The 25,185-nt window shown below is 36.4% G+C and carries 27 protein-coding genes and 1 other RNA gene; 21 read left to right on the top strand and 7 right to left on the bottom strand.

Features of this window, described 5'->3' with window-relative positions; translation table 11 throughout:
- Positions 1–275 precede the first annotated feature (275 nt).
- The 12 genes from rimO to lpxA all read left to right on the top strand — a co-directional run bounded on the left by rimO (position 276) and on the right by lpxA (position 12,620).
- Entirely contained in the window at positions 276–1,619 is a 1,344-nt protein-coding gene (gene rimO / locus RFX69_RS03065) for a 30S ribosomal protein S12 methylthiotransferase RimO (RefSeq protein WP_000856678.1), read from the top strand.
- A 51-nt stretch (positions 1,620–1,670) separates the two neighbouring features.
- A complete protein-coding gene (gene pyrH, locus RFX69_RS03060) occupies positions 1,671–2,399 on the top strand; it encodes a UMP kinase (RefSeq protein WP_000852257.1) in 729 nt (242 codons plus the stop codon).
- Positions 2,400–2,484: 85 nt separating this feature from the next.
- A complete protein-coding gene (gene frr / locus RFX69_RS03055; RefSeq protein WP_000606428.1) occupies positions 2,485–3,039 on the top strand; it encodes a ribosome recycling factor in 555 nt (184 codons plus the stop codon).
- 5 nt (positions 3,040–3,044) lie between these two features.
- Complete coding sequence (gene uppS / locus RFX69_RS03050; RefSeq protein WP_271055698.1) at positions 3,045–3,797, top strand: polyprenyl diphosphate synthase; 753 nt, start codon at positions 3,045–3,047, stop codon at positions 3,795–3,797.
- A complete protein-coding gene (locus RFX69_RS03045; RefSeq protein WP_000893489.1) occupies positions 3,797–4,621 on the top strand; it encodes a phosphatidate cytidylyltransferase in 825 nt (274 codons plus the stop codon). The genes uppS and RFX69_RS03045 overlap by 1 nt, the downstream gene beginning before the upstream one ends.
- The gene (gene ispC, locus RFX69_RS03040; protein ID WP_271055697.1) at positions 4,622–5,818 is read left to right on the top strand and encodes a 1-deoxy-D-xylulose-5-phosphate reductoisomerase; all 1,197 of its coding nucleotides are present in this window, start codon (positions 4,622–4,624) and stop codon (positions 5,816–5,818) included.
- 1 nt (position 5,819) lies between these two features.
- Positions 5,820–7,175 (top strand): RIP metalloprotease RseP, encoded by a 1,356-nt coding sequence (gene rseP / locus RFX69_RS03035; protein WP_000992586.1) that lies wholly within the window; start codon positions 5,820–5,822, stop codon positions 7,173–7,175.
- A 37-nt stretch (positions 7,176–7,212) separates the two neighbouring features.
- The gene (gene bamA, locus RFX69_RS03030) at positions 7,213–9,723 is read left to right on the top strand and encodes an outer membrane protein assembly factor BamA (protein ID WP_005128497.1); all 2,511 of its coding nucleotides are present in this window, start codon (positions 7,213–7,215) and stop codon (positions 9,721–9,723) included.
- A gap of 41 nt (positions 9,724–9,764) precedes the next feature.
- A complete protein-coding gene (locus RFX69_RS03025) occupies positions 9,765–10,268 on the top strand; it encodes an OmpH family outer membrane protein (RefSeq protein WP_001037943.1) in 504 nt (167 codons plus the stop codon).
- Between the two features lie 4 nt (positions 10,269–10,272).
- Positions 10,273–11,343: a UDP-3-O-(3-hydroxymyristoyl)glucosamine N-acyltransferase gene (lpxD, locus tag RFX69_RS03020; RefSeq protein WP_000647296.1), complete on the top strand. Its 1,071-nt coding sequence runs from the start codon at positions 10,273–10,275 to the stop codon at positions 11,341–11,343.
- Positions 11,344–11,349: 6 nt separating this feature from the next.
- Positions 11,350–11,835 carry a 3-hydroxyacyl-ACP dehydratase FabZ gene (gene fabZ / locus RFX69_RS03015; RefSeq protein WP_000140523.1) on the top strand — a complete coding sequence of 162 codons (486 nt, stop codon included), beginning with the start codon at positions 11,350–11,352 and terminating at the stop codon, positions 11,833–11,835.
- Entirely contained in the window at positions 11,832–12,620 is a 789-nt protein-coding gene (gene lpxA / locus RFX69_RS03010; RefSeq protein ID WP_000064875.1) for an acyl-ACP--UDP-N-acetylglucosamine O-acyltransferase, read from the top strand. Before fabZ ends, lpxA begins: the two co-directional genes overlap by 4 nt.
- Before the next feature lie 54 nt (positions 12,621–12,674).
- On the opposite strand, the gene RFX69_RS03005 is transcribed toward lpxA, so the two are convergent.
- A complete protein-coding gene (locus RFX69_RS03005) occupies positions 12,675–13,559 on the bottom strand; it encodes a YbgF trimerization domain-containing protein (protein ID WP_005128498.1) in 885 nt (294 codons plus the stop codon).
- A 316-nt stretch (positions 13,560–13,875) separates the two neighbouring features.
- Here RFX69_RS03005 and ffs point away from each other — a divergent pair.
- Positions 13,876–13,972, top strand: an RNA gene (ffs, locus tag RFX69_RS03000) — signal recognition particle sRNA small type.
- Between the two features lie 14 nt (positions 13,973–13,986).
- Here ffs and RFX69_RS02995 read toward each other — a convergent pair.
- The 4 genes from RFX69_RS02995 to RFX69_RS02980 form a co-directional block, all read right to left on the bottom strand.
- Positions 13,987–14,469: a regulatory protein RecX gene (locus tag RFX69_RS02995; RefSeq protein ID WP_005128499.1), complete on the bottom strand. Its 483-nt coding sequence runs from the start codon at positions 14,467–14,469 to the stop codon at positions 13,987–13,989.
- Between the two features lie 53 nt (positions 14,470–14,522).
- Complete coding sequence (recA, locus tag RFX69_RS02990) at positions 14,523–15,572, bottom strand: recombinase RecA (RefSeq protein WP_000344169.1); 1,050 nt, start codon at positions 15,570–15,572, stop codon at positions 14,523–14,525.
- 145 nt (positions 15,573–15,717) lie between these two features.
- Positions 15,718–16,158, bottom strand: a complete 441-nt coding sequence (locus RFX69_RS02985) for an RNA-binding S4 domain-containing protein (protein ID WP_000040963.1) — start codon at positions 16,156–16,158, stop codon at positions 15,718–15,720.
- Positions 16,142–16,828, bottom strand: a complete 687-nt coding sequence (locus RFX69_RS02980) for an HAD-IA family hydrolase (RefSeq protein WP_289332567.1) — start codon at positions 16,826–16,828, stop codon at positions 16,142–16,144. The genes RFX69_RS02985 and RFX69_RS02980 overlap by 17 nt, the downstream gene beginning before the upstream one ends.
- Positions 16,829–16,999: 171 nt before the next feature.
- Between RFX69_RS02980 and RFX69_RS02975 the strand changes: the two genes are divergently transcribed.
- From RFX69_RS02975 to RFX69_RS02965, 3 genes are all read left to right on the top strand, one after another.
- Positions 17,000–17,359, top strand: a complete 360-nt coding sequence (locus tag RFX69_RS02975; RefSeq protein ID WP_199968925.1) for a YcgJ family protein — start codon at positions 17,000–17,002, stop codon at positions 17,357–17,359.
- A 99-nt stretch (positions 17,360–17,458) separates the two neighbouring features.
- On the top strand, positions 17,459–17,695 hold the full coding sequence (locus tag RFX69_RS02970) for a hypothetical protein (protein ID WP_000525041.1): 237 nt from the start codon (positions 17,459–17,461) through the stop codon (positions 17,693–17,695).
- A 114-nt stretch (positions 17,696–17,809) separates the two neighbouring features.
- Complete coding sequence (locus RFX69_RS02965) at positions 17,810–18,103, top strand: hypothetical protein (RefSeq protein ID WP_000689660.1); 294 nt, start codon at positions 17,810–17,812, stop codon at positions 18,101–18,103.
- Between the two features lie 51 nt (positions 18,104–18,154).
- On the opposite strand, the gene RFX69_RS02960 is transcribed toward RFX69_RS02965, so the two are convergent.
- Both RFX69_RS02960 and gigD read right to left on the bottom strand, forming a co-directional pair.
- Entirely contained in the window at positions 18,155–18,691 is a 537-nt protein-coding gene (locus RFX69_RS02960; RefSeq protein WP_000573225.1) for a GNAT family N-acetyltransferase, read from the bottom strand.
- Between the two features lie 46 nt (positions 18,692–18,737).
- A complete protein-coding gene (gigD, locus tag RFX69_RS02955) occupies positions 18,738–19,187 on the bottom strand; it encodes an Lrp/AsnC family transcriptional regulator GigD (RefSeq protein WP_001099948.1) in 450 nt (149 codons plus the stop codon).
- 146 nt (positions 19,188–19,333) lie between these two features.
- On the opposite strand from gigD, the gene kynU reads away from it, so the two are divergent.
- The 5 genes from kynU (at position 19,334) to RFX69_RS02930 (ending at position 25,179) form a co-directional block, all read left to right on the top strand.
- Positions 19,334–20,584 carry a kynureninase gene (gene kynU / locus RFX69_RS02950; RefSeq protein ID WP_271055696.1) on the top strand — a complete coding sequence of 417 codons (1,251 nt, stop codon included), beginning with the start codon at positions 19,334–19,336 and terminating at the stop codon, positions 20,582–20,584.
- A 40-nt stretch (positions 20,585–20,624) separates the two neighbouring features.
- Entirely contained in the window at positions 20,625–22,031 is a 1,407-nt protein-coding gene (locus tag RFX69_RS02945; protein ID WP_271055695.1) for an amino acid permease, read from the top strand.
- Between the two features lie 7 nt (positions 22,032–22,038).
- Positions 22,039–22,785, top strand: coding sequence for an alpha/beta hydrolase (locus RFX69_RS02940; protein WP_005128505.1), 747 nt, complete (start codon positions 22,039–22,041; stop codon positions 22,783–22,785).
- Between the two features lie 870 nt (positions 22,786–23,655).
- Positions 23,656–23,769: a hypothetical protein gene (locus RFX69_RS02935; RefSeq protein WP_085916944.1), complete on the top strand. Its 114-nt coding sequence runs from the start codon at positions 23,656–23,658 to the stop codon at positions 23,767–23,769.
- Positions 23,770–24,000: 231 nt separating this feature from the next.
- Positions 24,001–25,179, top strand: a complete 1,179-nt coding sequence (locus RFX69_RS02930) for a S8 family peptidase (RefSeq protein ID WP_005128506.1) — start codon at positions 24,001–24,003, stop codon at positions 25,177–25,179.
- The last annotated feature ends 6 nt before the right edge of the window (positions 25,180–25,185 follow it).

Raw genomic sequence — 25,185 nt, 5'->3', positions numbered from 1 at the left:
TAGAACATGATTGATGCAAAATGTACGCCAACTTTGTTTATGGTTTATTTTAAGGTTTTAAGCGTAATTAAAGCGCTCTAAAATCGTTCTTAATATCTTTTGGTCAAAAATACGGATGTATACATTAATAATATCATGATCCAACTTGGTGCAATATTGAGTTTTGGTGCAAATATTGGTTGTATTTTGGTGCATTACACAAAGAGTAGGGTTTCCACCTATGCTTGAGACGAGAAAAGACATACAATACGCGCATTCAAGTGGAGCGCAGATTCATGAAGACCCCCAAAGTCGGTTTTGTTTCTTTAGGTTGTCCTAAGGCATTGGTAGATTCTGAACGAATTTTAACTCAGTTAAAGACTGAAGGTTATCAAGTTGCATCAGATTATGATGGTGCTGATTTAGTTGTTGTTAATACCTGTGGTTTTATTGAATCTGCAGTACAAGAATCTTTAGATGCAATTGGCGAAGCCATGAGTGAAAATGGCCGAGTTATTGTGACAGGCTGTTTAGGTAAAGACGAAGATAAAATTCGTCAAATGCACCCTAATGTTCTAAAAGTTACTGGTGCAGCAGCTTATCAAGACGTTATGGAAGCTGTACATGAATATGTCCCAGCACCGCCTAAACATAATCCGTTTATTGACCTTGTTCCTGAGCAAGGTATCCGTTTAACACCGAAACATTATGCTTATTTAAAAATATCTGAAGGCTGTAACCACCGTTGTACCTTCTGTATTATCCCGAGCATGCGCGGTGATTTAGTATCACGTCCGGTTGGAAGCGTATTAGAAGAAGCTGCTGCGTTAAAACGTGCAGGTGTAAAAGAAATCTTGGTCATTTCCCAAGATACCTCAGCTTATGGCGTAGACACCAAATATAAGCTCGATTTCTGGAATGGACAGCCCGTAAAAACCAAATTCTTTGACATGTGTGAAGCACTTGGTCAGCTTGGAATTTGGGTTCGCTTACATTATGTATATCCATATCCACATGTTGATGCAGTAATCGATTTAATGGCTCAAGGTAAAATCTTGCCATACCTCGATATTCCATTCCAGCATGCAAGCCCACGCGTTCTTAAATTAATGAAACGTCCGGCGCATAGTGAGAATACATTAGAAAAAATTAAATTATGGCGCGAAAAATGCCCGGATCTTGTGATCCGTTCTACTTTCGTGGTTGGCTTTCCAGGCGAAACTGAAGAAGACTTCCAGATTTTGCTCGATTGGTTGGTTGAAGCTCAACTTGATCGTGTAGGCTGCTTTACCTATTCACCAGTAGAAGGCGCTACGGCAAATGATTTACCAGATCATGTGCCAGAAGAAATTAAGCAAGAGCGTTACGAGCGCTTTATGCAAGTGCAGCAACAAATCTCTGCTGCCAAATTACAAAAACGTATTGGTCAAACGATGACTGTATTGGTCGATAGTTTGGAAGATGAATATCCTGTTGCTGTTGCACGTTCTTATGCCGATGCTCCGGAAATTGACGGTAATGTCTTTGTAGAAGATATCGATAAGAGCACTATTCAACCAGGCGATATGTTGGAAGTCGAAATTACCGATGCGGATGAATACGACTTATTTGCAAAGTTAATTAAAATTAAATCGGTCTAATCGAATCGCGATTCAAAAAGCATTCAGTTTAAGAGGTCTTGGAGCAAAATCATGGCGGAAACAATCAGCCCCCGTTATTCACGAATTTTATTAAAATTATCTGGTGAAGCTTTATCAGGTAATAAAGATATGGGTATTGATGCTCAAGTTTTAGATCAGATGTCACTTTCTATTGCACATTTGGTTGGCTTGGGTGTGCAAGTAGGTATCGTTGTGGGTGGCGGTAACTTATATCGTGGTAGCCAGTTACAAAAAGACGGTTTGGTTGGCCGTGTAACAGGTGATCAGATGGGGATGCTTGCAACTGTTATGAATGGTTTGGCAATGCGTGATGCATTGGTGCGCCGTAATATCAGAACTCGTCTTATGTCAGCGCTACCAATCGGTACTGTTGTAGAGTCTTACTCAAGTCGTGATGCGATTCGTCATTTAAGCCAAGGCGAAGTGTGCGTTTTCGTAGCAGGAACAGGAAATCCATTCTTTACAACTGATACAGCAGCATGTTTACGTGGTATTGAAATTGAAGCAAATTTAATTTTGAAAGCGACCAAAGTAGACGGTGTTTATAATAAAGATCCAAGCAAATACGAAGATGCAGTGAAATATGATCATTTAACATTTGACCAAGTGTTAGATGAAAAACTGGGTGTTATGGATTTAACGGCAATTTGCTTATGCCGTGACCATAATGTTCCATTACAAGTATTTGATATGAATAAATCTGGTGCGCTATTGTCAGTGGTAATGGGTGAAAAAGAGGGTACACGCGTTACTAAATAATGTACGTGTGCCGTAAAGCTCTTTATACTAGCGCTAAATTAAATTTGTTATATACATCCTTGAATAAATAAGTAAGGAAGATCATATGATTAACGATCTGAAAAAAGACAGCGAACAGCGTATGTTAAAAACTCTTGAGTCTTTGGAACAAGGGTTTGCTAAAGTTCGTACCGGCCGTGCACACCCATCAATTTTAAATGGGGTAATGGTTCCTTACTATGGTTCTGATGTGCCTTTAAACCAAGTAGCGAACGTTGGTGTTGAAGATTCTCGTACGCTTATCGTTCAACCATTTGAGCGTACGATGGTTGCTGCAATTGATAAAGCAATTCGTGAAAGTGATTTAGGTTTAAATCCTATTACTGCTGATTCAATCCGTGTACCTTTACCAGCTTTAACTGAAGAAACACGTCGTGATATGCAGAAAATCGCTCGTAGTGAAGCTGAAAATGCGAAAGTTGCTATCCGTAATATTCGTCGTGATGTATTAGGTGATATTAAGGCATTGTTAAAAGAGAAAGAAATTTCTGAAGATGATGAGCGTCGTGCAGGCGATGATATCCAAAAAATCACTGATAAATATGTTGCAGAAGTAGACAAGCGTCTAGCAGCGAAAGAAGCAGAATTGATGAAGGTCTAATTTTTATGACCGATTCAGAAGAGTATCATCTTCCTCAGCATGTTGCCATCATCATGGATGGCAACAATCGCTTTGCAAAGAAAAATCAAATGCAAAAAGGCGATGGGCACAGAGAGGGTAAAAATGTTCTTGACCCTATTGTTGAACATTGTGTTAAAACTGGCGTTCGTGCTTTAACTGTTTTTGCATTTTCGAGTGAAAATTGGAATCGACCACAATATGAAGTCGATCTGCTTATGAAACTTCTTGAAGAAACGATTCATGAGCAAATACCTCGCATGAAGAAATTCAATATTGCTTTGCGCTTTATAGGGAATCGTTCCCGATTACCTTCACATTTAGTTGCCTTAATGGAAGATGCAGAGCAACAAACAGCACATCATGAGGCCATGACATTAACTATTGCAGTAAGCTATGGTGGTATGTGGGATATTGCAAATGCAGCTAAGCAGGTTGCTCAAGCAGTTTCCCGTGGCGAAATTGACGCTGATCAAATAAATGTTGATTTGTTCGCAAAATATGTCAGTCTAAACGATCTGCCAGCTGTGGACTTGTTGATCCGTACAGGTGGCGATTTCCGTATATCTAACTTCTTGTTATGGCAAGCGGCTTATGCGGAGCTGTATTTTACGGATACTTTGTGGCCGGAATTTACAGTGGAAGAATTCGACCATGCATTGAATGTTTTTTCAGGGCGTGAACGTCGTTTCGGTAAAACATCTGAACAAATTCAGCAAGAGAAAATCGAGAAATTATAATGTTAGAGCGGATTGTTACCGCATTGGTACTTGTTGCAGTTGTTTTGGGCTGTATGTTTGCTACGCAATCACATTATCCAATGTTGGTACTTATGATTGTAGCAGCAGGAGTTGCGGGGTATGAATGGTATAAGTTAATGCCTAGGGAAGTTGGTGCAGTAGTAAAACCTAAAGCTTGGGGCTATGGTCTACTTGTTGCCTTTGTTTCTGGCGTTGCCTTGTTCTTTCATGACATTGCTTTACTGTTATGGTCTGCTTCAATTTTAACTTGGCTCGTTAGTGTTTATTGGGTTAAGTCTTTTCCTGAATTCGATGGGTGGTATAACGCGACCCTATATGTCATTGGTTTGATTCTTATCTGTGCAGCAGTGACTGCAATCTTTGTAGTATGGCAAAGCTCACCATGGTGGTTGATGTATTTGTTCTTGCTTGTGTGGGGTGCAGATAGTGGAGCTTACTTTGTAGGCCGTAAATTCGGTAAAAGAAAATTGGCGCCTACAGTAAGTCCTAATAAATCAGTAGAAGGTTTATATGGCGGTATTCTCACTACAATTATTGTAATGCTTGTGGTGCAATATCAATATTTAAACCTAACTTGGGTTCAACAACTTCTATTCTTGATTTTGTCTTTAATTACAGTGTTCGGTTCAGTATTAGGTGATTTATTTGAATCAATGATCAAACGCCGTGCTGGTATTAAAGACTCTGGCCGTGTTTTGCCAGGTCATGGTGGTGTATTGGACCGTATTGATTCTTTACTCGCAGCAGCCCCGATTTTTGCAACGGGAATGTATATATTAAAGCTTATTGGTGTAGATTTATAGATGACACAATCTGTTTGCATATTGGGTGTAACCGGTTCTATTGGACGAAGTACCTTAAAAATTTTAGGTCAACATCCAGATAAGTATTCAGTCTTTGCAGTTTCGGCGCATAGTCGAATTTCTGAACTTGTTGAAATCTGCAAACAGTTTCGACCTAAAGTTGTTGTTGTTCCTGAACAGAAAATAGTTGAACTAAAAACACTATTTGCTCAGCAAAATATATCGGATATTGATGTTTTAGCTGGGCAAGAGGGTTTAGTCGATATCGCATCTCATACTGATGTGGATATTGTTATGGCTGCAATTGTAGGGGCAGCTGGGCTGTTGCCAACTTTAGCGGCTGTTAAGGCAGGTAAAAGAGTACTACTTGCCAACAAAGAAGCATTAGTTATGTCTGGTGAAATCATGATGCAAGCTGCTCGTGATCATCAGGCATTGTTATTGCCAGTTGATTCGGAACATAATGCAATTTTCCAATCATTGCCTCATAATTATTTACAAGCAGATAGAACAGGGCAACCACAGCTAGGTGTATCTAAAATATTGCTTACAGCATCTGGTGGTCCCTTTTTAAATCACTCCTTAGAACAATTGACTCATGTAACGCCGCAACAAGCATGCAAACATCCAAACTGGTCAATGGGACAAAAAATTTCGGTTGACTCAGCTACTCTTATGAATAAAGGGTTAGAGTTAATAGAGGCTTGTCATTTATTTTCAATATCTGAACATTTTGTTACAGTTGTTGTTCATCCACAAAGTATCATTCACTCTATGGTGCAGTATGTTGATGGTTCAACATTAGCACAAATGGGTAACCCGGATATGTGTACTCCGATTGCACATGCATTGGCATGGCCTGAGCGTTTACAAACTAATGTTCCTGCTTTAGATTTATTTGAGTATTCTCAACTTAATTTTCAGGCACCGGATACCCAAAAATTTCCTGCATTAAATTTGGCAAGACAAGCAATGCGTGCGGGAGGTTTGGCGCCCACCATTTTGAATGCAGCTAATGAAATTGCAGTTGAAGCATTCTTAATGGAAAGGATTGGATTCACAAGTATTCCGCAAGTGGTAGAGCATACTTTGGAAAAATTAGAGAATGCAGCGGCTGAAAGCATCGAGTGCATTTTAGATAAAGATAAAGTGGCCCGATCTATAGCTCAGCAATATATATCAAGTATTGGAGGCTGAAATGAATGCACTGTTTATGATTGCAGCGGCAGCTCTTTTACTTGGGCCTCTAATTGCAATCCATGAGTTTGGCCATTACTGGGTTGCGCGAAAACTTGGTGTTAAAGTTTTAGTTTACTCAATTGGGTTTGGACCAACTTTACTGAAATGGACGTCTAAGAAGTCTGGTATTAAATATCAGCTTTCTGCCTTACCTTTAGGTGGCTATGTCAAAATGTTGGACGAGCGAGAAGGTAATGTGGCAGAACAAGATCTACCATATGCTTTTAACCGGCAAAAACCGTGGAAACGTATAGCGATTGTTGCTGCTGGACCATTAATTAACTTGATTTTTGCCGTACTCCTCTTTTGGATTTTGTTTTTACCAGCCCAAGAACAATTAAATACTAAAATTGGCAAAATTATTCCAAACTCTCCAGCTGCAGCAGCCCAGTTACATGTAGGTGACAAAATTATTGCTGTTGATGGGAAAGAGACAACAACATGGGAAAAGCTAAACTTTGCTTTGATTGATCGAGTTGGGGAAACAGGTACTGTAAATATTGATGTGGACCGTGCTGGTTCCGAAAAAAATTTTGTATTACCAATTAAAGATTTTTTAAAAAATCAAAATGAATCTGCACTGGACGTATTAGGTTTCTTGCCTTATCGACCTGTGATTCCTGCTGTTGTAACAGAGTTAACGGAAGATGGTGCGGCGATTCGTCAAGGGATGAAAGTGGGCGATCGTATTGTTGCGATTGATGGCCAGCCTATGAAAGATTGGTTCGACGTGGTAGAAGTTGTCCAGCGTTCCCCAGAAAAGTTACTTAAGATTGATGTCTTACGTCATGAACAACTAGTACATTTACAAGTTATGCCACAAGGTAAGCGTGATAGCATGGGGCAGGTAAATGGAGTACTTGGTGTAAAAAGTGATGCTGGAAAAATTACAATTCCTGACGAATATAAGCAAACAATTCAATATACTCCAATACAAGCTTTTGAAATGGCACTTGATAAAACTGGCCAAATCTCTAGCATGATTTTGAATTCAATAGTAAAAATGGTTAAGGGACTAATTGGATTAGAAAATCTTTCTGGGCCAATTACCATTGCAAAAGTAGCTGGCCAAAGTGCAGAAATGGGCTGGGAAACCTTTATCTCTTTTATGGCTTTAATGAGTGTAAGCCTTGGAATTTTAAACTTATTACCAATTCCAATGTTAGATGGTGGTCATCTAGTGTATTACATTATTGAAGCTATTCGTGGGAAGCCTGTTTCTGAACAAATACAAATGTTTGGTCTAAAAATTGGTATGGTACTGCTCGGTAGTATGATGCTTTTAGCTTTATTTAATGACTTTATGCGTTTGTAAACGTATATGGATTTATAACTTACTGGAAAAAACTGGCATGCGGCACACACATTTTTTAATGCCTTTGGCACTTGTTAGCGCTATGGCAGCGGTACAACAAGCATATGCAGCTGATGATTTCGTTGTTAGAGATATTCGTGTAAACGGGTTGGTCCGTCTTACCCCTGCAAATGTTTATACCATGTTGCCAATCAACAGTGGCGATCGCGTTAATGAACCGATGATCGCCGAAGCAATTCGAACATTGTATGCCACTGGACTTTTTGATGATATTAAAGCATCAAAAGAAAATGATACTTTGGTTTTTAATGTTATTGAGCGCCCAATTATTTCAAAGCTTGAATTTAAGGGTAATAAACTTATTCCTAAAGAGGCTCTAGAACAAGGCCTCAAAAAAATGGGTATTGCTGAGGGTGAGGTTTTTAAGAAATCTGCTTTGCAAACCATTGAGACAGAATTAGAGCAACAATATACTCAACAAGGCCGTTATGATGCTGATGTTACAGTTGATACAGTTGCTCGCCCAAATAACCGCGTTGAATTAAAAATTAATTTTAATGAAGGAACGCCGGCAAAAGTCTTTGATATTAATGTAATTGGTAATACTGTTTTTAAAGACAGTGAAATTAAACAAGCATTTGCTGTTAAAGAAAGTGGTTGGGCTTCTGTAGTCACACGTAATGACCGCTATGCACGTGAAAAAATGGCTGCAAGCCTTGAAGCTTTACGTGCCATGTACCTTAACAAAGGCTATATTAATTTTAATATTAATAATTCCCAACTCAATATTAGTGAAGATAAAAAGCATATCTTTATTGAGGTTGGTGTTGATGAAGGTAGCCAATTTAAATTTGGTCAAACTAAATTCTTAGGTGATGCGCTTTATAAGCCTGAAGAATTACAAGCATTAAAAATTTATAAAGACGGTGATACCTATTCACAAGAAAAAGTAAATGCGGTTAAGCAATTACTTTTACGTAAGTATGGTAATGCAGGTTATTACTTTGCAGATGTAAATATTGTGCCGCAGATTAATAATGAAACTGGCGTTGTTGACTTAAATTATTATGTGAATCCAGGTCAACAAGTTACCGTACGTCGTATTAATTTTACTGGTAATAGCAAAACTTCTGATGAAGTATTACGTCGTGAAATGCGTCAGATGGAAGGTGCATTAGCGAGCAATGAAAAAATTGACTTATCTAAGGTTCGTTTAGAGCGTACAGGTTTCTTTAAAACAGTTGATATTAAACCTGCTCGTATTCCAAACTCTCCCGACCAAGTTGACTTAAACGTAAATGTTGAAGAACAACATTCAGGTACTACTACATTAGCGGTTGGTTATTCGCAAAGTGGTGGTATTACGTTCCAAGCAGGACTTAGTCAAACTAATTTTATGGGTACAGGTAACCGAGTAGCAATTGACTTATCTCGTTCTGAAACTCAAGACTATTACAACTTAAGTGTTACCGACCCTTACTTTACCATTGATGGGGTAAGCCGCGGTTATAACGTGTATTATCGTAAAACGAAGCTGAATGATGACTATAACGTTAACAACTATGTAACGGATAGTTTTGGTGGTAGTTTAAGTTTTGGTTACCCTATTGACGAAAATCAAAGTTTAAGTGCTTCGGTGGGCGTTGATAACACTAAAGTAACCACAGGCCCTTATGTTTCTACATATGTACGTGACTATTTGTTGGCAAATGGTGGAAAAACTACTTCAACAAGTACTTATTGTTTAGTAGATCTAGATGCTAGTGGGAAATGTCCTGATGGTCAAACTTCTGCTCCTTTTGGAAGCGCATTCGAAGGTGAGTTTTTTACTTATAACTTGAACTTGGGTTGGTCTTATAACACCTTAAATAGACCAATTTTCCCAACGTCAGGTATGTCTCATCGTGTAGGTCTTGAAATTGGTTTACCAGGTAGTGATGTTGATTATCAAAAAGTAACTTATGATACTCAAGCATTTTTCCCTATTGGTAGTACCGGCTTTGTACTTCGTGGTTATGGCAAGTTAGGTTATGGTAATGACTTACCATTCTATAAAAACTTCTATGCAGGCGGTTACGGTTCTGTTCGAGGCTATGACAACAGTACCCTGGGACCTAAATATCCAAGTGTAAATCTACAAGAAACTAAGCAAAATGATAGTTCTCCTGAAGAAGTAGGTGGTAATGCTCTTCTCCAATTTGGTACAGAGTTAGTTTTACCAATGCCATTTAAAGGTGACTGGACTCGCCAAGTACGCCCTGTTCTTTTTGCGGAAGGTGGTCAGGTTTTTGATACAAAATGTGATATCAACAATTCAGCTTATGGTAATAAAGGCATGATCATTAAAGGCCAGACTATTACGGATGTCAGAAAATATTGTGAAGATAATTATGGATTTGATTTAGGTAACTTACGTTATAGTGTGGGTGTTGGTGTAACCTGGATTACCATGATTGGTCCATTGTCACTTAGCTATGCATTCCCGTTAAATGATAAACCGGGTGATGAAACTAAAGAAATCCAGTTTGAAATTGGTCGTACTTTCTAAGTACGATCTTTTTGTATAACGAAATAAGGAAAGAGATTTACATGAATAAATTAAATAAATTAATGTTAGGGTTAGGCCTGACAGTGGCTTCTGTAGCAGCTAATGCAGCTGGTTATGGGGTAATTGATCTTGCTAAAGTTGTTGAAAGTAGTACTTATTTGAAACAGCAAAATGCAAGCTTAAACCAGTCTGTGAAACCAACTACAACTAAGCTTGAGCAATTAGGTAAAGAGTTAGAAGGGCTTCAACGTCAAGCGCAGACTCAAGGCCAAAAAATGAAAGAAGATGAGATTAAAAAATTACAATCTCAGTATCAATCGAAATTAAATGAGTTTAATTCAACACAGCAAGGCTTACAGTCAAGAGTTCAAACGAGCTTACAAAGTATGAATACAACTTTTGAGACTAGAGTTAAGCAAGCTGCTGAGCAATTACGAAAAGAAAATAATCTTGACTTTATTTTGAATAAAAATTCGACTGTTGCCTATGACGCTAAGTATGATTTAACTGATAAAATGATACAAAAGGTTAATTCAATGAAATAAATTAATGAAAGCGCAACAATATCGTTTAGATGAATTAGCTCACCTTGTTAAAGGTGAGCTAATTGGTGAAGGTAGTCTTCAATTTTCAAACTTGGCGAGTTTGGAAAATGCAGAGGTTAACCATCTTACTTTTGTGAATGGTGAGAAACATCTCGATCAAGCTAAAGTAAGTCGTGCGGGCGCTTACATTGTTACCGCAGCTTTAAAAGAACATCTTCCTGAAAAAGATAATTTTATTATTGTTGATAATCCCTATCTTGCGTTTGCAATCCTTACCCATGTATTTGATAAAAAGATTAGCTCAACAGGCATAGAAAGTACTGCCCAAATTCATCCATCTGCTGTTATTTCCGAAACTGCTTATATTGGTCACTATGTGGTTATTGGTGAAAATTGTGTAGTTGGCGATAATACCGTCATTCAGTCACATACCAAACTTGATGATAATGTAGAAGTTGGAAAAGACTGTTTTATTGATTCTCATGTCACTATTACAGGTGGTTCTAAATTACGAGATCGGGTGCGTATTCATTCAAGTACTGTCATTGGTGGAGAAGGTTTTGGTTTTGCTCCATATCAAGGAAAGTGGCATCGTATTGCTCAATTAGGTTCAGTTTTAATTGGAAATGATGTCCGAATTGGATCAAATTGTAGTATTGATAGAGGCGCACTTGATAATACAATTTTGGAAGATGGGGTTATTATTGATAACCTTGTGCAAATTGCACATAACGTCCATATTGGTTCAAATACTGCTATTGCAGCGAAGTGCGGTATTGCCGGAAGTACAAAAATTGGCAAAAACTGTATTCTAGCTGGGGCGTGTGGAGTGGCAGGACACCTTTCAATTGCTGATAATGTGACTTTGACTGGAATGTCAATGGTCACAAAAAATATTTCTGAAGCTGGAACTTACTCTTCGGGAACCGGATTATTTGAAAATAATCATTGGAAAAAGACGATTGTACGCTTGCGACAATTAGCAGATGTGCCATTGACCCAAATCACTAAACGACTTGATCATATACAAGCTCAAATAGAGTCTCTTGAATCAACTTTTAATTTGCGTAAATAGAATATTATGACCGAGTCTACTACACCTAAATTTGCCATCCCTGAATTACCAATGCAGATTCAAACGATTCGTCAATATTTGCCGCATCGTTACCCATTCTTATTGGTTGATCGTGTGACTGAAGTTACTGACAATAGTATTGTTGGTTATAAAAATGTTTCTATCAATGAAGAGTTCCTACAAGGGCATTTCCCAGAATATCCAATTATGCCTGGTGTTCTCATTGTTGAAGCATTAGCTCAAGTTTCAGGCGTTCTTGGTTTTATTATGAACAATGAAACGCCAAAACCAGGTTCATTATTTCTGTTTGCTGGTGCAGAAAGAGTTAGATTTAAAAAACAAGTAGTTGCAGGTGATCAACTTGTATTAAAATCTGAGTTGGTAATGCAGAAGCGCGGTATCTACAAATACAATTGTACAGCTAGCGTTGATGGCATTGTAGCAGCAACCGCTGAGATTATGATTTCACACCAAAAAACAGAGCAGGCATGAGCAATCACGATTTAATCCATTCTACCGCCATTATTGATCCATCTGCAGTGATTGCTTCAGATGTTCAAATAGGACCTTATTGTATTATTGGTCCTCAAGTGACTATTGGTGCTGGTACTAAATTACATTCTCATGTGGTTGTAGGTGGTTTTACCAGAATTGGCCAAAATAACGAAATCTTTCAATTTGCAAGTGTTGGCGAAGTTTGCCAAGACCTCAAATATAAAGGTGAAGAAACGTGGCTTGAAATTGGTAACAATAATCTAATTCGCGAACATTGCAGCTTACATAGAGGTACGGTGCAAGATAATGCATTAACCAAGATAGGTAGTCATAACCTATTAATGGTAAATACACATATTGCACATGATTGTATCGTAGGTGACCATAATATCTTTGCTAATAATGTAGGTGTCGCTGGACATGTACATATTGGTGATCACGTTATTGTGGGTGGTAATTCTGGAATTCATCAATTCTGTAAGATCGATTCTTATAGCATGATTGGTGGGGCTTCTTTGATCCTTAAAGATGTTCCAGCCTATGTGATGGCGTCTGGTAACCCTGCACATGCGTTTGGTATAAATATTGAAGGTATGCGAAGAAAAGGTTGGTCTAAAAATACAATTCAAGGCTTAAGAGAAGCTTATAAATTGATATTTAAATCTGGATTAACTTCTGTTCAAGCTATTGACCAAATTAAAAGTGAAATTTTACCTTCAGTTCCAGAAGCTCAACTCTTGATTGATTCTCTTGAACAATCAGAGCGTGGAATTGTGCGCTAATCAAGAAGACATAAAAAAGACACTGTTTTAACAGTGTCTTTTTTTATAACTAAATTATTTGTTAAAGAATTTTGCTTCTTCAGACTTTGGATATTGGCTAAGTAACTTGTTCTTGTATTGATTTGCTGACACAGTATTCTTATCAACATCTTTAGCGATACTATAAAGTTGGTACAATGCTCGAGGTGCCTTACTTGAATTTGGGTACTGGTTAGCTACGACATTATAGTTTTTCTTTGCTTCATTATAATTTACTGGATCTGTCGCTAAATGAAACTCGGCTAACCAAAAATAAGCATTACCTGTATAGATACTATTAGGATGGTTTTTTATAAAGTTTTGCATTGGAGCAATTGCTTTTTTAGCACCGCCTTGTTTATACGCATCTAAAGCTACAGTATAAGCAGCTTTTTCTAATTCGAGGGAATTTGACTGGTTTTGCGCAGCAGCTGGTGCTGGTTGAGTAGTGGTTGTTGGTGCGCTAGGCTGCTGCTCAGAAGTTTGTGTGGCTGGTACTACAGCTACTTTATTACTCTCTGTGGTTTGAGGGGCTGGTGCACTAGCAGGAGTAGTGTTATCGGACGTTGCATTCGAACTATCGTCTTGTGTAGCACTGTCAGGGTCAACTTTTTGGTGTAATAATTCTAAACGTTGATCTAAATCGGTATATCGGTTTGCTAGATCTTTCTTTAATTGCTCAATATCATTAGCTTGTTCTTCAAGCTGACCTCTTAATGTACGAATATCATTTTCTAATTGTTGGTTTTTTTGCATCAATTCCCAGTTTAAATTTGTAGGAACTGAAATATTGCTTGAAGAAGTATTAGATGCACTACCATCATTTTGACTTAAACCACGAGACTCGATAGGGATATTTGCGTATAGAGAAGTGGTGCTCATTAAGGCAATAAATAATAAAGAATGCTTCTTCATTTGCATGTGTATAAATCCATAATTTTATATAAAAGCCACCTTGACACAGGAATATAAAAAACAATTCTCTAAATATCTAAGGTTTTTCATTGATCAATGCAATTAAAGCAGTTAACAGTTTAAATGCAAGGATAGTTTACAATCTTCAAGCATATTTTATGCAAAATAAGAAAAGAGCATAAGCTCAAGAAATTACATTTTTGGGGTTTAAAGCTATTTTTGCTGAGGAATTAATCAATCGAAACAAAAACTTGCCGAAAAAGGCAGAGAAGGGTTGCAACTCTTTTAAAAATCTCTATACTTTGTTTTGCAATGGTAGCCCCGCTGGTGGCTTCGCAATTGTACTCTGTGAACCCCGCCAGGACCGGAAGGTAGCAACGGTAGCAGATCTATGATGTGCCGAAGTTTTGCTAGTGGGGTTGCCACCATTCTTTTAATCCAATTTTCTTTGGATTGCTTTTAAAATTACATCTAAATCAAATCCTCTATATTGTAAAAATCTGATCTGTTTTGCTTTAAGTTTTGGATCTTTCTCTACAGCTTCTCCAAATTTTTTAACTTTAAGTTGATAAGCCTGTTCTACCCAATCAATTTCTTGAATTTCATCTGCAATTAAATCATTTTCAATTTGTTTAGTTTTTAAAGCTTGTTGAATTCGTTTCGGTCCTTTACCTTTACGAATTTGGCTTGCTAGCATTTGCTCAGCAACACGTTGATCACTCTGGTAATTTTGTTCAGATAACTCCTTAACCAGTTGTTTTACTTCTTCTATATTTTGTGCATAACGAGCTAATTTCTCGATAAGCTCTGCTTTAGAGTAATCTCGGCGAGTGAGTAAAGCAAAAGCATATGAGCGTAAACGTTGGCCAGTAAGAGGAGGGCGCTGCTGAGATTGCTCATCGTTTCTTTTGAACATATAAAATTCCTTGTAAAAAACGCCCCGAAGGGCGTTTTATGACTCATGTATAATTACGATTCTAATAAAAGATCTGGCTCTTCTTCATCTTCAATTTGAACTGCACCATTTGTGCCTGTAGTCAGCAATTGTTCACGGATATTACGTTCAATTTCTTCAGCTATTTGAGTATTTTCTTCAAAATAGCGAATTACATTGTTTTTACCTTGACCAATTTTATTGCCTTGATATGAATACCATGCACCAGCTTTCTGTACGATGTCCTGTTGTACTGCTAAATCTACAAGTTCACCTAGTTGGTTAGTACCTTTACCGTATAGAATTTGGAAAATAGCTTCTTTAAACGGAGGAGCCATTTTGTTCTTAACGACTTTAACTTTAGTTTCTGAACCAACAATTTCATCGCCTTCTTTTACTTGACCGATACGACGAATATCTAAACGAACTGAAGCGTAGAATTTAAGAGCATTACCACCAGTGGTAGTTTCTGGGCTACCAAACATAACACCAATTTTCATACGAATCTGGTTAATGAAGATAACCATACAGTTTGAACGTTTAGCATTACCCGTAATTTTACGAAGTGCCTGGCTCATAAGACGCGCTTGTAGACCCATATGAGAGTCACCCATCTCACCTTCGATTTCTGCTTTAGGTGTAAGTGCAGCCACCGAGTCCACAACGATTAAATCAATTGCGCCTGAACGGACAAGCATGTCAGCAATTTCAAGTGCTTGCTCACCATTGTCGGGTTGTGAAACAAGTAGGTTATCAATATCTACACCAAGTTTGCGTGCATATTGAGGGTCTAGGGCGTGCTCAGCATCAATGAAGGCACATGTACCACCAGATTTTTGACATTGAGCAATTGCTTGTAATGTCATTGTGGTTTTACCAGAAGATTCAGGACCATAAATTTCGATAATACGGCCTTTTGGTAAACCACCAATCCCCAATGCGATGTCTAAAGTTAAAGAACCTGTAGATACGGCTTCAACTGCTTGAACAGTGTTATCACCAAGACGCATAACCGTATTTTTACCAAATTGCTTCTCAATTTGGCTCAAAGCGGCTTGTAATGCTTTGCTTTTATTCTCATCCATCTCAAAAACCTCAATACTCTATGTTCATCACGTTTAACCCAAGTGGATGCATTGAATCTCAACTTGTTTCACAGGGCTAATAGTGACAGATTTTTTCTCTAGCTTCTATATATTGTATATGTGAGTGCGACACAACTCGACGTTTTTATTCATCATTATAAGACCAGTGATCTTCATAATGTTGATCATTATCCTGTTTAAACCGATTGATTTGTCGCCGATCTTTCTTGCTTGGTCTATGGTCAGGTCGTGCTAGATTATGCAATTTTCGTTGGGAAGCAATCAACTCCCGTCTTGCAATACTTACTTCTGTTTCTTCATAAAGTTGTTGTGCAACAGGGGCCGGTCCTCGGGTATTGGAGAGCGCTTTAACAACAACTGTTTTTTTATCGAAACCTTGTTGAACTACGAGCTCCATACCGACACGAATCTCTTTAGAAACTTTTACACGTTCATTATTGTGATGTACTTTACCCCCTTCAATTGCAGCTTTAGCAATAGAACGGGTTTTAAAAAAACGTGCTGCCCACAACCATTTGTCGACACGCATGGTTTCTACAGCATCGTTTTCACGCAATTTTGACATCATTATCCTTTCTATCAATTTGATTCAAAATAGACAGTAGCTCTGTAAGCTGATCTAGAGCTTCATACTCTAAATCTTGTGGCTGTCTTTTACTCTTAAGACTTGAGGGCTGTAAGATAGTAAACAAGTGTCTTATACCAAATTTTTCTGCAGTTTTTAAAACAGGAAGTGTGTCATCTAAAAAAATAGTGCTTTCTGGTGCAAAATTATGCAAGCGTTGCAACTCTTTCCAGAATTGGATGTCTTCTTTTGCGTAACCAATTTGTTCGCTAGATACGATGACTTTAAAAAAATCTTGGATAGGAATGTTATCAAGTTTTAGTTTTAAACTCGCACAGTCAGCATTGGTGACTAACCAACATTGATAATCTTGTGTTTTTAAAGCGCTGAGCAGCTCCATGCATCCTGATCTCGCTTTAATTTTATGCTGAAATTCTTGTTGGAGCTTTAAAACATCCACGCCAGTTGTTTGTGTCCAGAAGTTTGATGAGTACCAAGCAAGCGTATGTTTATGGCTGCGATAAAACTGGTTTAATATTTCTTGACTCTCAGTTAAAGATAGATGATGTGTTTCGGAATGTCTTTTAGGTAAGCATTCGTTCCAGATAAAGTCATCAAAAGCCAAATCTAGTAAAGTTCCATCCATGTCAAACAGCACTACCTTATTCATGTTGCGAACGCTCCAGCTTTAAATATACATGGAAGAAATTAGCTTAAGATTATAAACATTAAAGCCTCAAAAACAGATTGATTTGTTGTTATCTCATCATTTTAAAGTTCTAAAGATATTTTACTTTTGATATGTTATTTCAATAATTAATGATAACGAGTGAATTAAAAAATGAAAAATTCTAATTTCTTTGTTGTTTTTATCGGTTCTATTTGTTTTGCGTTTAGTGCAAATACATTGGCACAAAATACAGCTGCAGTTTTTTCACCTAAAAGAGGTGTAGTCTGTGATAAATACATTTGTGCGGATAGAAAGGGTGTTTCCAAAACCTTAACTAATCAATATTTAGGTGCGAAAAAAGCAAAACAAGCTTTTTCACAAGGTGACTTTGATACATCTGCTTTTACTTTTTCTAATGGTGTATTTTGTGATACCACTACTAAATTGTGCCATGTGAATAAATTTTTTGAAAATGGTCATAGAAGTAGAGTAGATAAAAAAATGACTGATAAAATTTTTAAAAATAGGTAGTTGTATGAGTTGTAAATTAGTTTTTTGATACTTTTTTTGCGTTTCTATACTTTATATGAAATTATCATTATTTAAATATTATTAAAAGTTGGAATAAAAGTGGGATTATATACAATTAGATATGGTTATCGTAACAACAGTTTTTTTATTGCTTCAAACACGGCTGGGCAGTTTATTGTGATTGATGCATTAGGAGCAGACTTCCAAATTGGTCATCAAATTTCTTATGAAGGGAGCAAAATAATAAACGAAACATTAAATGATGAAACGGATGCAAAAGTTCATCTTGAGAGCAACGAAAAAGAAGCTTATGAGTATTTACGGACAATGAAATAATCATCTCGTTATTTTGATTTACATAGGATACGTATTGGCAAACATTTTATAAATTGAACTCTACTTATTTAAAGTTATATTAAAAATCATTTGAATAACAATTTAGAGTAGGCGATGAAAATTGGATTTATTGGAGGAGCCAATGATGGCATAGTGATCAATGCTGCCAATGGTATTGATACTTATAAACTTGAATGGCATTACAAGGCTGAGAAGCATTGTGAAGAACAGCCATCATTAGGGCTAAATGGCCCTGAATATGACTATTACAATTTATTAATTTTGAGAAAAAATAAAGAGGCAAAACTTTTCTACGTTTTAACTACCATGGACAAAGAAGATATTGCGGATAAGATTAATGAGTATTGGGAGTATTCCACCTCTGTAGGTTATGACTTTGATGAGTAGCAACCATTTTAACTCATTGAAATATTTTATTTATATTACTATTTAACTGAATTATAACTCAAGTTTAGGATGATATATTTCATAAAGAACATGCTTTTGTAAGGCATGTTCATCTGGAAGCTTGGGATGATTAAAGTATTTAACTTTGCGCATTCCTAGTCTTTCCATCACGGCTTGAGATGGCTTATTCACTGTTGCTGTGAAAGAAACCACTTTATCTTTATTGAGAATATTAAAGGCATAGTCCAATGCTGCTTTTGCTCCTTCAGTGGCATAACCTTTTTTCCAGTGTTCTGTAGCAATTCTCCATCCAATTTCAATGCAGGGAGAAAAATCAAATTGTTCTGGTTGGTTGTGTAAGCCAATAAAGCCTATAAATTCTTGAGTTTCTTTTAATTCTACCGCCCAAAATCCCCAGCCATTTTCATCAATAAGAGCTGATATTCTTTGAATTAAACTTATACTTTCAGTAGCAGATAAAAGCTTTGGGAAAAAACGCATAACATCTTCGTCTAAACCCATTTTGATAAATGGCTCTGAATCAGACTCTTTCCATTGTCTTAAGATTAAACGTTCAGTTTCGATCATAGTAAAAATTCTTTAACGAGAGTTTTTTTAATTTTAGCTAAATATTCTACAGTGGCTTTTGTATAATTTTCTGTAAGATAATTTTTGAGTTAATGCTTACCACACCTTTAATTTTATTGAGTGTATTAATAACAAAATGAGAAAAAGAGTTTAGATCTTTAGTGGCAACGTGCAGTACATAATTAGATTCACCTGTAATGATATAAGCATTGATGACTTCATCAAAATTCTTGATTTGGCTTAAAAAAAAGTTGTGGTCATTTTCGGTGAGTTGAGCAAGTTTTATTTCAACTATCGCCTCAATTTTTATACCTAATTTTTCATAATTAACTTTTGCTTGATATTTTTCAATGATTCCGTTGGTTTCTAAAATTTTGACGCGTCTGTGACAAGCAGATGCTGAAAGATTAACAAGATCAGCAAGTTCTTGGTTACTTAAACGGGCATTGTCTTGTAAATACTTCAAAATTTTTAGATCGATCGCATCTACATTCATTTTCGAATTTCATCCATATTTTTTAATTTTAATTAGAATTTTATACGAAAATAGCTATTTTTGATCAAATATTATCGAATAAATCGTACAAATTGACGTGATAAAATTCAAATACAAAGGAAATGTAGAAATAGGTGCAATACCAAATGATTACTCGTGAACAGTGTTTGTATTGGGATCAGGAAGATGAACTCAAAAAATTTAAAGATGAATTTGCATTGCCAGAAGGCGTTATTTATTTAGATGGTAACTCTTTAGGTGCTAGACCAAAGAAATCTTTGGCTGTCGCTCAGCATATTATTTCCCAAGAATGGGGAGAAGATCTGATCAATAGCTGGAATAAGGCAGACTGGTGGGGGTTACCAACACGGCTGGGTGACAAAGTCGCTAAACTGATTGGTGCGGAACAAGGTGAAGTTGTTATTTCAGATTCAACTACACTGAACTTATTTAAAGTTTTATCTGCAGCGGTAAAAATTCAGGCTGATAAATTCCCTGAACACAAAATTATTGTGGCAGAAAAAGATGCTTTTCCAACAGATATTTACATTATTGAAGGTTTCATTGACTTAATTCAAAAGGGCTATCAGGTTGAATTAATTGATGGCGTAGAAGACTTATCTCGTGCTTTAGAGAAAGATGTTGCTGTAGTAGTACTTTCCCATGTGAATTACCGCACTGGTTATTTTTATGATATGGCATCTATTAATGAACAAATTCACTCTAAAGATGCTTTGGTGATTTGGGATTTATGCCACTCAGTCGGTGCGGTTCCTATGCACCTTAATCAAACTGATAGTGATTTTGCAATTGGTTGTACCTATAAATATTTAAATGGTGGCCCTGGTTCTCCTGCATTGCTCTGGGTCAATGAAAAGCACCGTGATCAGTTCTGGCAGCCTTTATCTGGTTGGTGGAGTCATAAAAAACCATTTGATATGGCACAGCATTATGAGCCAGCGAATAGTATCCGACGATATTTATGTGGGACTCAGCCGGTTATTTCTATGAGTCTGATTGAATGCGGAGTGGATATTTTCCTGCATGCTGATATGCAAAAAATCCGTGAGAAATCTTTGAAATTAACTGATTTATTTATTCAATTGGTACATCAAGAATGTTCTGAATTTGGATTTGAGTTAATTACGCCTTTAGATCATAAGCATCGTGGTAGTCATGTTAGTTATCGTCATGAATTCGGTTATGAAATTATTCAGGCACTTATTGCACGCGGTGTGATTGGTGATTATCGGGAACCTGCAGTCTTGAGATTTGGTATTACACCTTTGTATCTGGGCTTTGAAGATGTTTGGAATGCAGTACAGCACTTAAAAGAAACCATGCTGAATAGTGAATGGAAAAACAAGCAGTATTTAGTTCGCGGTGAAGTGACCTGATTTTAAGGAATCAAAATAAAACAAATGGCTAGGAGGGCTTATGAGTAGTTTTGATGAAATACAAAATAGAGAAGCTGGGCTGCATAAAAAGTTATCTGCAAAACAGATGGGGATGATTGCCATTGGTGGAGCAATTGGAACCGGATTGTTTATGGGAAGCAAATTTGCAATTAGCTTTGCAGGTCCCGCAGTCATAGTCAGCTATGCGATTGGTGGTTTAATTGCTTTTGCGCTTATGGCTTGTTTGGCTGAAATGACAGTTCAGCATCCTACTTCGGGCTCATTTGGTGCATATGCAGAACATTATATGAGTCCACTTGCCGGCTTCTTAGTTCGCTACTGTTACTGGGCTTGTATTGTACTGGCGGTAGGTACAGAGATTACCGCCGTTGCTGATTATATGAAGCTCTGGTTCCCGAATGTAGACTCTTGGGTCTGGATTGGATTTTTTTCACTGACCTTACTTGTTGTAAATGCCTATAGTGTTAAAGCTTTTGGACTAGTGGAATACTGGTTTTCCACAATTAAAGTTTTTGCCATTATCGTATTTATTCTTTTGTCTATTGGTATCTTGACGCAAAGCAATCAGGGAATGACGCAAGTTGTAACTCATTTATCAGGACATGGGGGCTTTTTTCCAAATGGCTTTAGTGGGGTCTGGATTGGAGTAATCATTTCAATATTTAGTTATTTAAGTATAGAAATGATTGCTGTCGCGGCTGGCGAAGCTAAAGACCCAGAAAAGGCAGTTAAAAAAGCATTCAAAAGCACAGCACTTCGACTCATTTTGTTTTATTTATTGTCCTTATTCCTAATCGTTACTTTGGTGCCGTGGACTGTTTTGATTGGAGCAGATGCAACAAGCCCTTTTGTTATGGTCATGAAGATTGTCGGTATCCCGTATGCGGATAGCATTTTAAACTTTATTGTAATTGTAGCTGCCTTATCAGCTATGAATAGCATGCTTTATATTTCAACTCGTATGCTGTTTAGCTTGTCACGTGCAGGTGATGCCCCAAAAGTCTTTGGTCGAATTAGTAGTAATGGGGTACCGGTAAATGCGCTGTTATTATCTGCGGTAGGGATTGGTATTGCTAGTATTGTTTATACGATTAATCCAGCTTCCGCATTTCCAATTATGATTGCGCTATCCATGTTTGGTGCGTTGTTCACGTGGGGAAGTATATTTGTGACTCATATATTTTTTAGAAGACATATGGTTCAGCAAAATATACAACTAAAATTTAAAATTCCTGCTAGTCGATTTATCTCTTTGTTTGGGTTTATTGCGATTTTAAGCATTACAGTGACTACCTGGTTTACCAGTGAATTTAAGTCTACTTTACAATTTGGCCTACCTTTAGTTCTGGTTCTTATATTTTTCTATTATTTGAAACGTTCTACCGTAAAGTTAAATCTCAACTCTAGTGAAGAAACATTGAGGTGATTGGTATATGAGAAGGTATGACAATGCTACAACGGTAGAGAATGAAGGTGAAATACTAGCAGGCTTCCAATACAGAAGCTTGCTGAGTTATCAGGCCTATTATCATATAAAAGATATAAAGTACGGTTCAAAGAACCGATCAATTCTGGATTTTTTTCCTCTAGAACATGTCAATAAAACCGTAATTTTTATACATGGGGGATATTGGCAGTGGTGTGATAAATCGGACTTTGCCTTTATAGCGCCGTACATATTAGCAAAAGGAGCGCAGTGTGTACTTTTAGAATATGACTTGGCTCCTCAAAGTCATATTTCACAAATCGTTGCTCAAACTCAACAAGCGCTCGATTTTATCGCTGAACAAAATTGGAAAACAGGCGAAGTAGTATTGGTCGGCCATTCAGCAGGTGCTCATCTTGGTGCTTTATGTTTAAACCATCCGTTATTATCCAAGGCAACTTTATTAAGTGGGATTTATGATTTATTACCTATACAAGAGACTCATTTAAATCATGCTTTAAACTTATCGCAAGAGGATATTTTGAAATATAGTCCTATTCATCAGCAGGAACAGATCAATATTCCTTGTACGATTTTGTGTGGTGGATTAGAACTTAGTGAATTAAAATGGCAAAGTCAAAATTATTTTGAGTATCGACTTAGTCAAGGTGACGATATGATTTCTTTTGAAATTATTCCTGAAATTAACCATTACTCTATTTTAGAGCACTATTTTAAATTTATATTTAAGTGAGAAATTAAGTTTGAGTTAGCCTTGGTAAACATAGGGTAAGTTGATTTAAATATTATAGAAACAATAGGTGGCTGGAAAATCATGAAAAGTTATCTTATTTATAATATTAAGTTCAGCTAATAAAATATTTCAGTACAAGAGCACTGAGTATGTTAAATAACCAAGTTGAACAACATATAAATTGATATATTGTTTTATTAGATTTAAATAAATATATTGATTTTTGCTTAATCAATAAGGAAGTGTAGAGTGTGTCACAATTTTTTGAGTTTTTTACTGCTGTATACTATTTTAAGTTGACCTAAACTAATATCTCGATTAGATTAAAAAGATAGTGTTTTCTCTCTAATCGACAAACTGTTTAGCTGTTGCTTAGATGAGTTTATAGTCCGTAGCTTCCCAAGATGCGGACTTTTTTATTTTTGTACAATTCGTTAATGGTACAAAGATTCGCGCATTAAAAAGACAGTTAATAGTAAATTCGGTTCAATTCAAGTGAAAAACTTAAAGAAGTATTGTAAATATATCTTTAAAGGTATATATTTATATATGCATATACTGCGTCTGTAAAGTTGTTTGTTTTTTTAATACCCACATATTTTTAAGATATGTGGGTATTTTTTATTAAAAATGTTTATTTAAAAAATATTTTTAAACTGGCTAAGTTTATATAAAGGGTTTATTTTAGTTAGGTAAGAAAATTCAAATAATTTATTTCTAATAAGCTTAATTAATAAAGAATAGGAAATATATATTTATACATTTATTGTACATATTAATCACAGTTAAAGAAATTGTTAATTTTTTATAGTTGTATGAACTTTTATATTTTGAAATAATTGTCTATAACCTGTTAATTATCATATTGTTATGGATATTTTGAAGTTTCTAAGAAGTTTTAATACTGTTGGTACTTACTTAGCAATGGCTACTATAGTTCTTATCATAATGGTTATATTCTTTTATATTATTGAACCCAAATAGAGTGATATTTTAATTATAAAAAAATAAAATATTTAAATTATAAGTAGATAGATGTCACATTTTTCTATAAAAAAGTGGATTGATATTGTTTAACCTAAAAAATTATGAAAATATGGTTGGGGTTTAAAAGCAGATAAAACTCCTCAAAGTTCTCATCTAAAATTTTAATCCTGAAGTAAAAAGTTATTAATTATCATAAAAATACCTGAAATATAATATATGGAGATAGTCATGAATATTCGCCAAGTGTCTGCTATTTGTCTTTCAATAGCAGCTACTCATTTTGTGTATGCCGCTTCAAATGTTGCAAATCCTGTAAATGATTCTTCCCAAGCAAAAGGAATTATTAAAAATCAATATATTGTTATATTAAATAAGGATGCAGGTCCTTCTAAAGATTTCGCACAAAATATTGCTAAACAACATGCTGGTAAAGTTTTACAAAGCTACGATACTGTTCTTAAAGGTTTTGCAATTTATTTACCTGATACAGCAGGGACAGCCTTTATTGAAGCGATGAAAAAGAACCCTCAAGTTCTTTCAGTAGAAAGCGATACAATAGTAAATATTGATGCAACTACTCAAAGTAATCCAGATTGGGGACTAGATCGTATAGACCAGAAAGCTTTACCATTAAATTCGGCTTATTCTTATTTACAGACGGGTTCAGGTACTACGGCTTATATCGTGGATACTGGTATATTGTCTAGTCACCAAGAGTTTTCAGGACGTGTGTTAAGCGGTTATACCGCAATATCTGATGGCAATGGTACAACCGACTGTAATGGACATGGGACCCATGTTGCTGGAACAGTAGGGGGTACGACCTATGGTGTTGCTAAAAATGTCAATTTAGTTCCTATCCGGATTTTGGGGTGTGATGGGTCAGGGGCCTCAAGTAATGTTATTGCTGGTTTAGACTGGATATTAAAAAATGGTAAAAAACCTGCAGTTGTAAATATGTCTTTAGGTGGGGCAACAAGTTCTTCTTTAGATAGTGCAGTGGAAAATTTATATAATAATGGTTATGTCATGGTCGTAGCCGCTGGCAATTCAAATACAGATGCATGTACATCTTCTCCAGCAAGAGTAAGTAAGGCCATTACAGTGGCTGCGACAGATAATACCGATACTCGGGCAGGCTATTCTAATTATGGAAGCTGTGTTGATATTTTTGCACCGGGTAGCCAAATTAATTCTTCTTGGATTGGAAGTAATACAGCTACCAAGATATTAAATGGTACTTCAATGGCAACTCCGCATGTTGCTGGTGTAGTTGCTGAAATGCTTCAAAGTACACCTACGGCTTCACCTCAAACGATCTCTACCAATCTTTTAAATCAAGCGAGCAGTAACGTAGTAAAAAACCCTTCAGGTAGCCCAAACCGCTTGTTATATAAATCTCCTTAATAAAAA

It is taken from the genome of Acinetobacter sp. 148 (assembly GCF_031196675.1).
In the GTDB taxonomy this organism is placed as follows: domain Bacteria; phylum Pseudomonadota; class Gammaproteobacteria; order Pseudomonadales; family Moraxellaceae; genus Acinetobacter; species Acinetobacter baumannii.
Note: the sequence above shows the minus strand (reverse complement) of the source record. Positions and strands in the feature narration are given on the sequence as shown.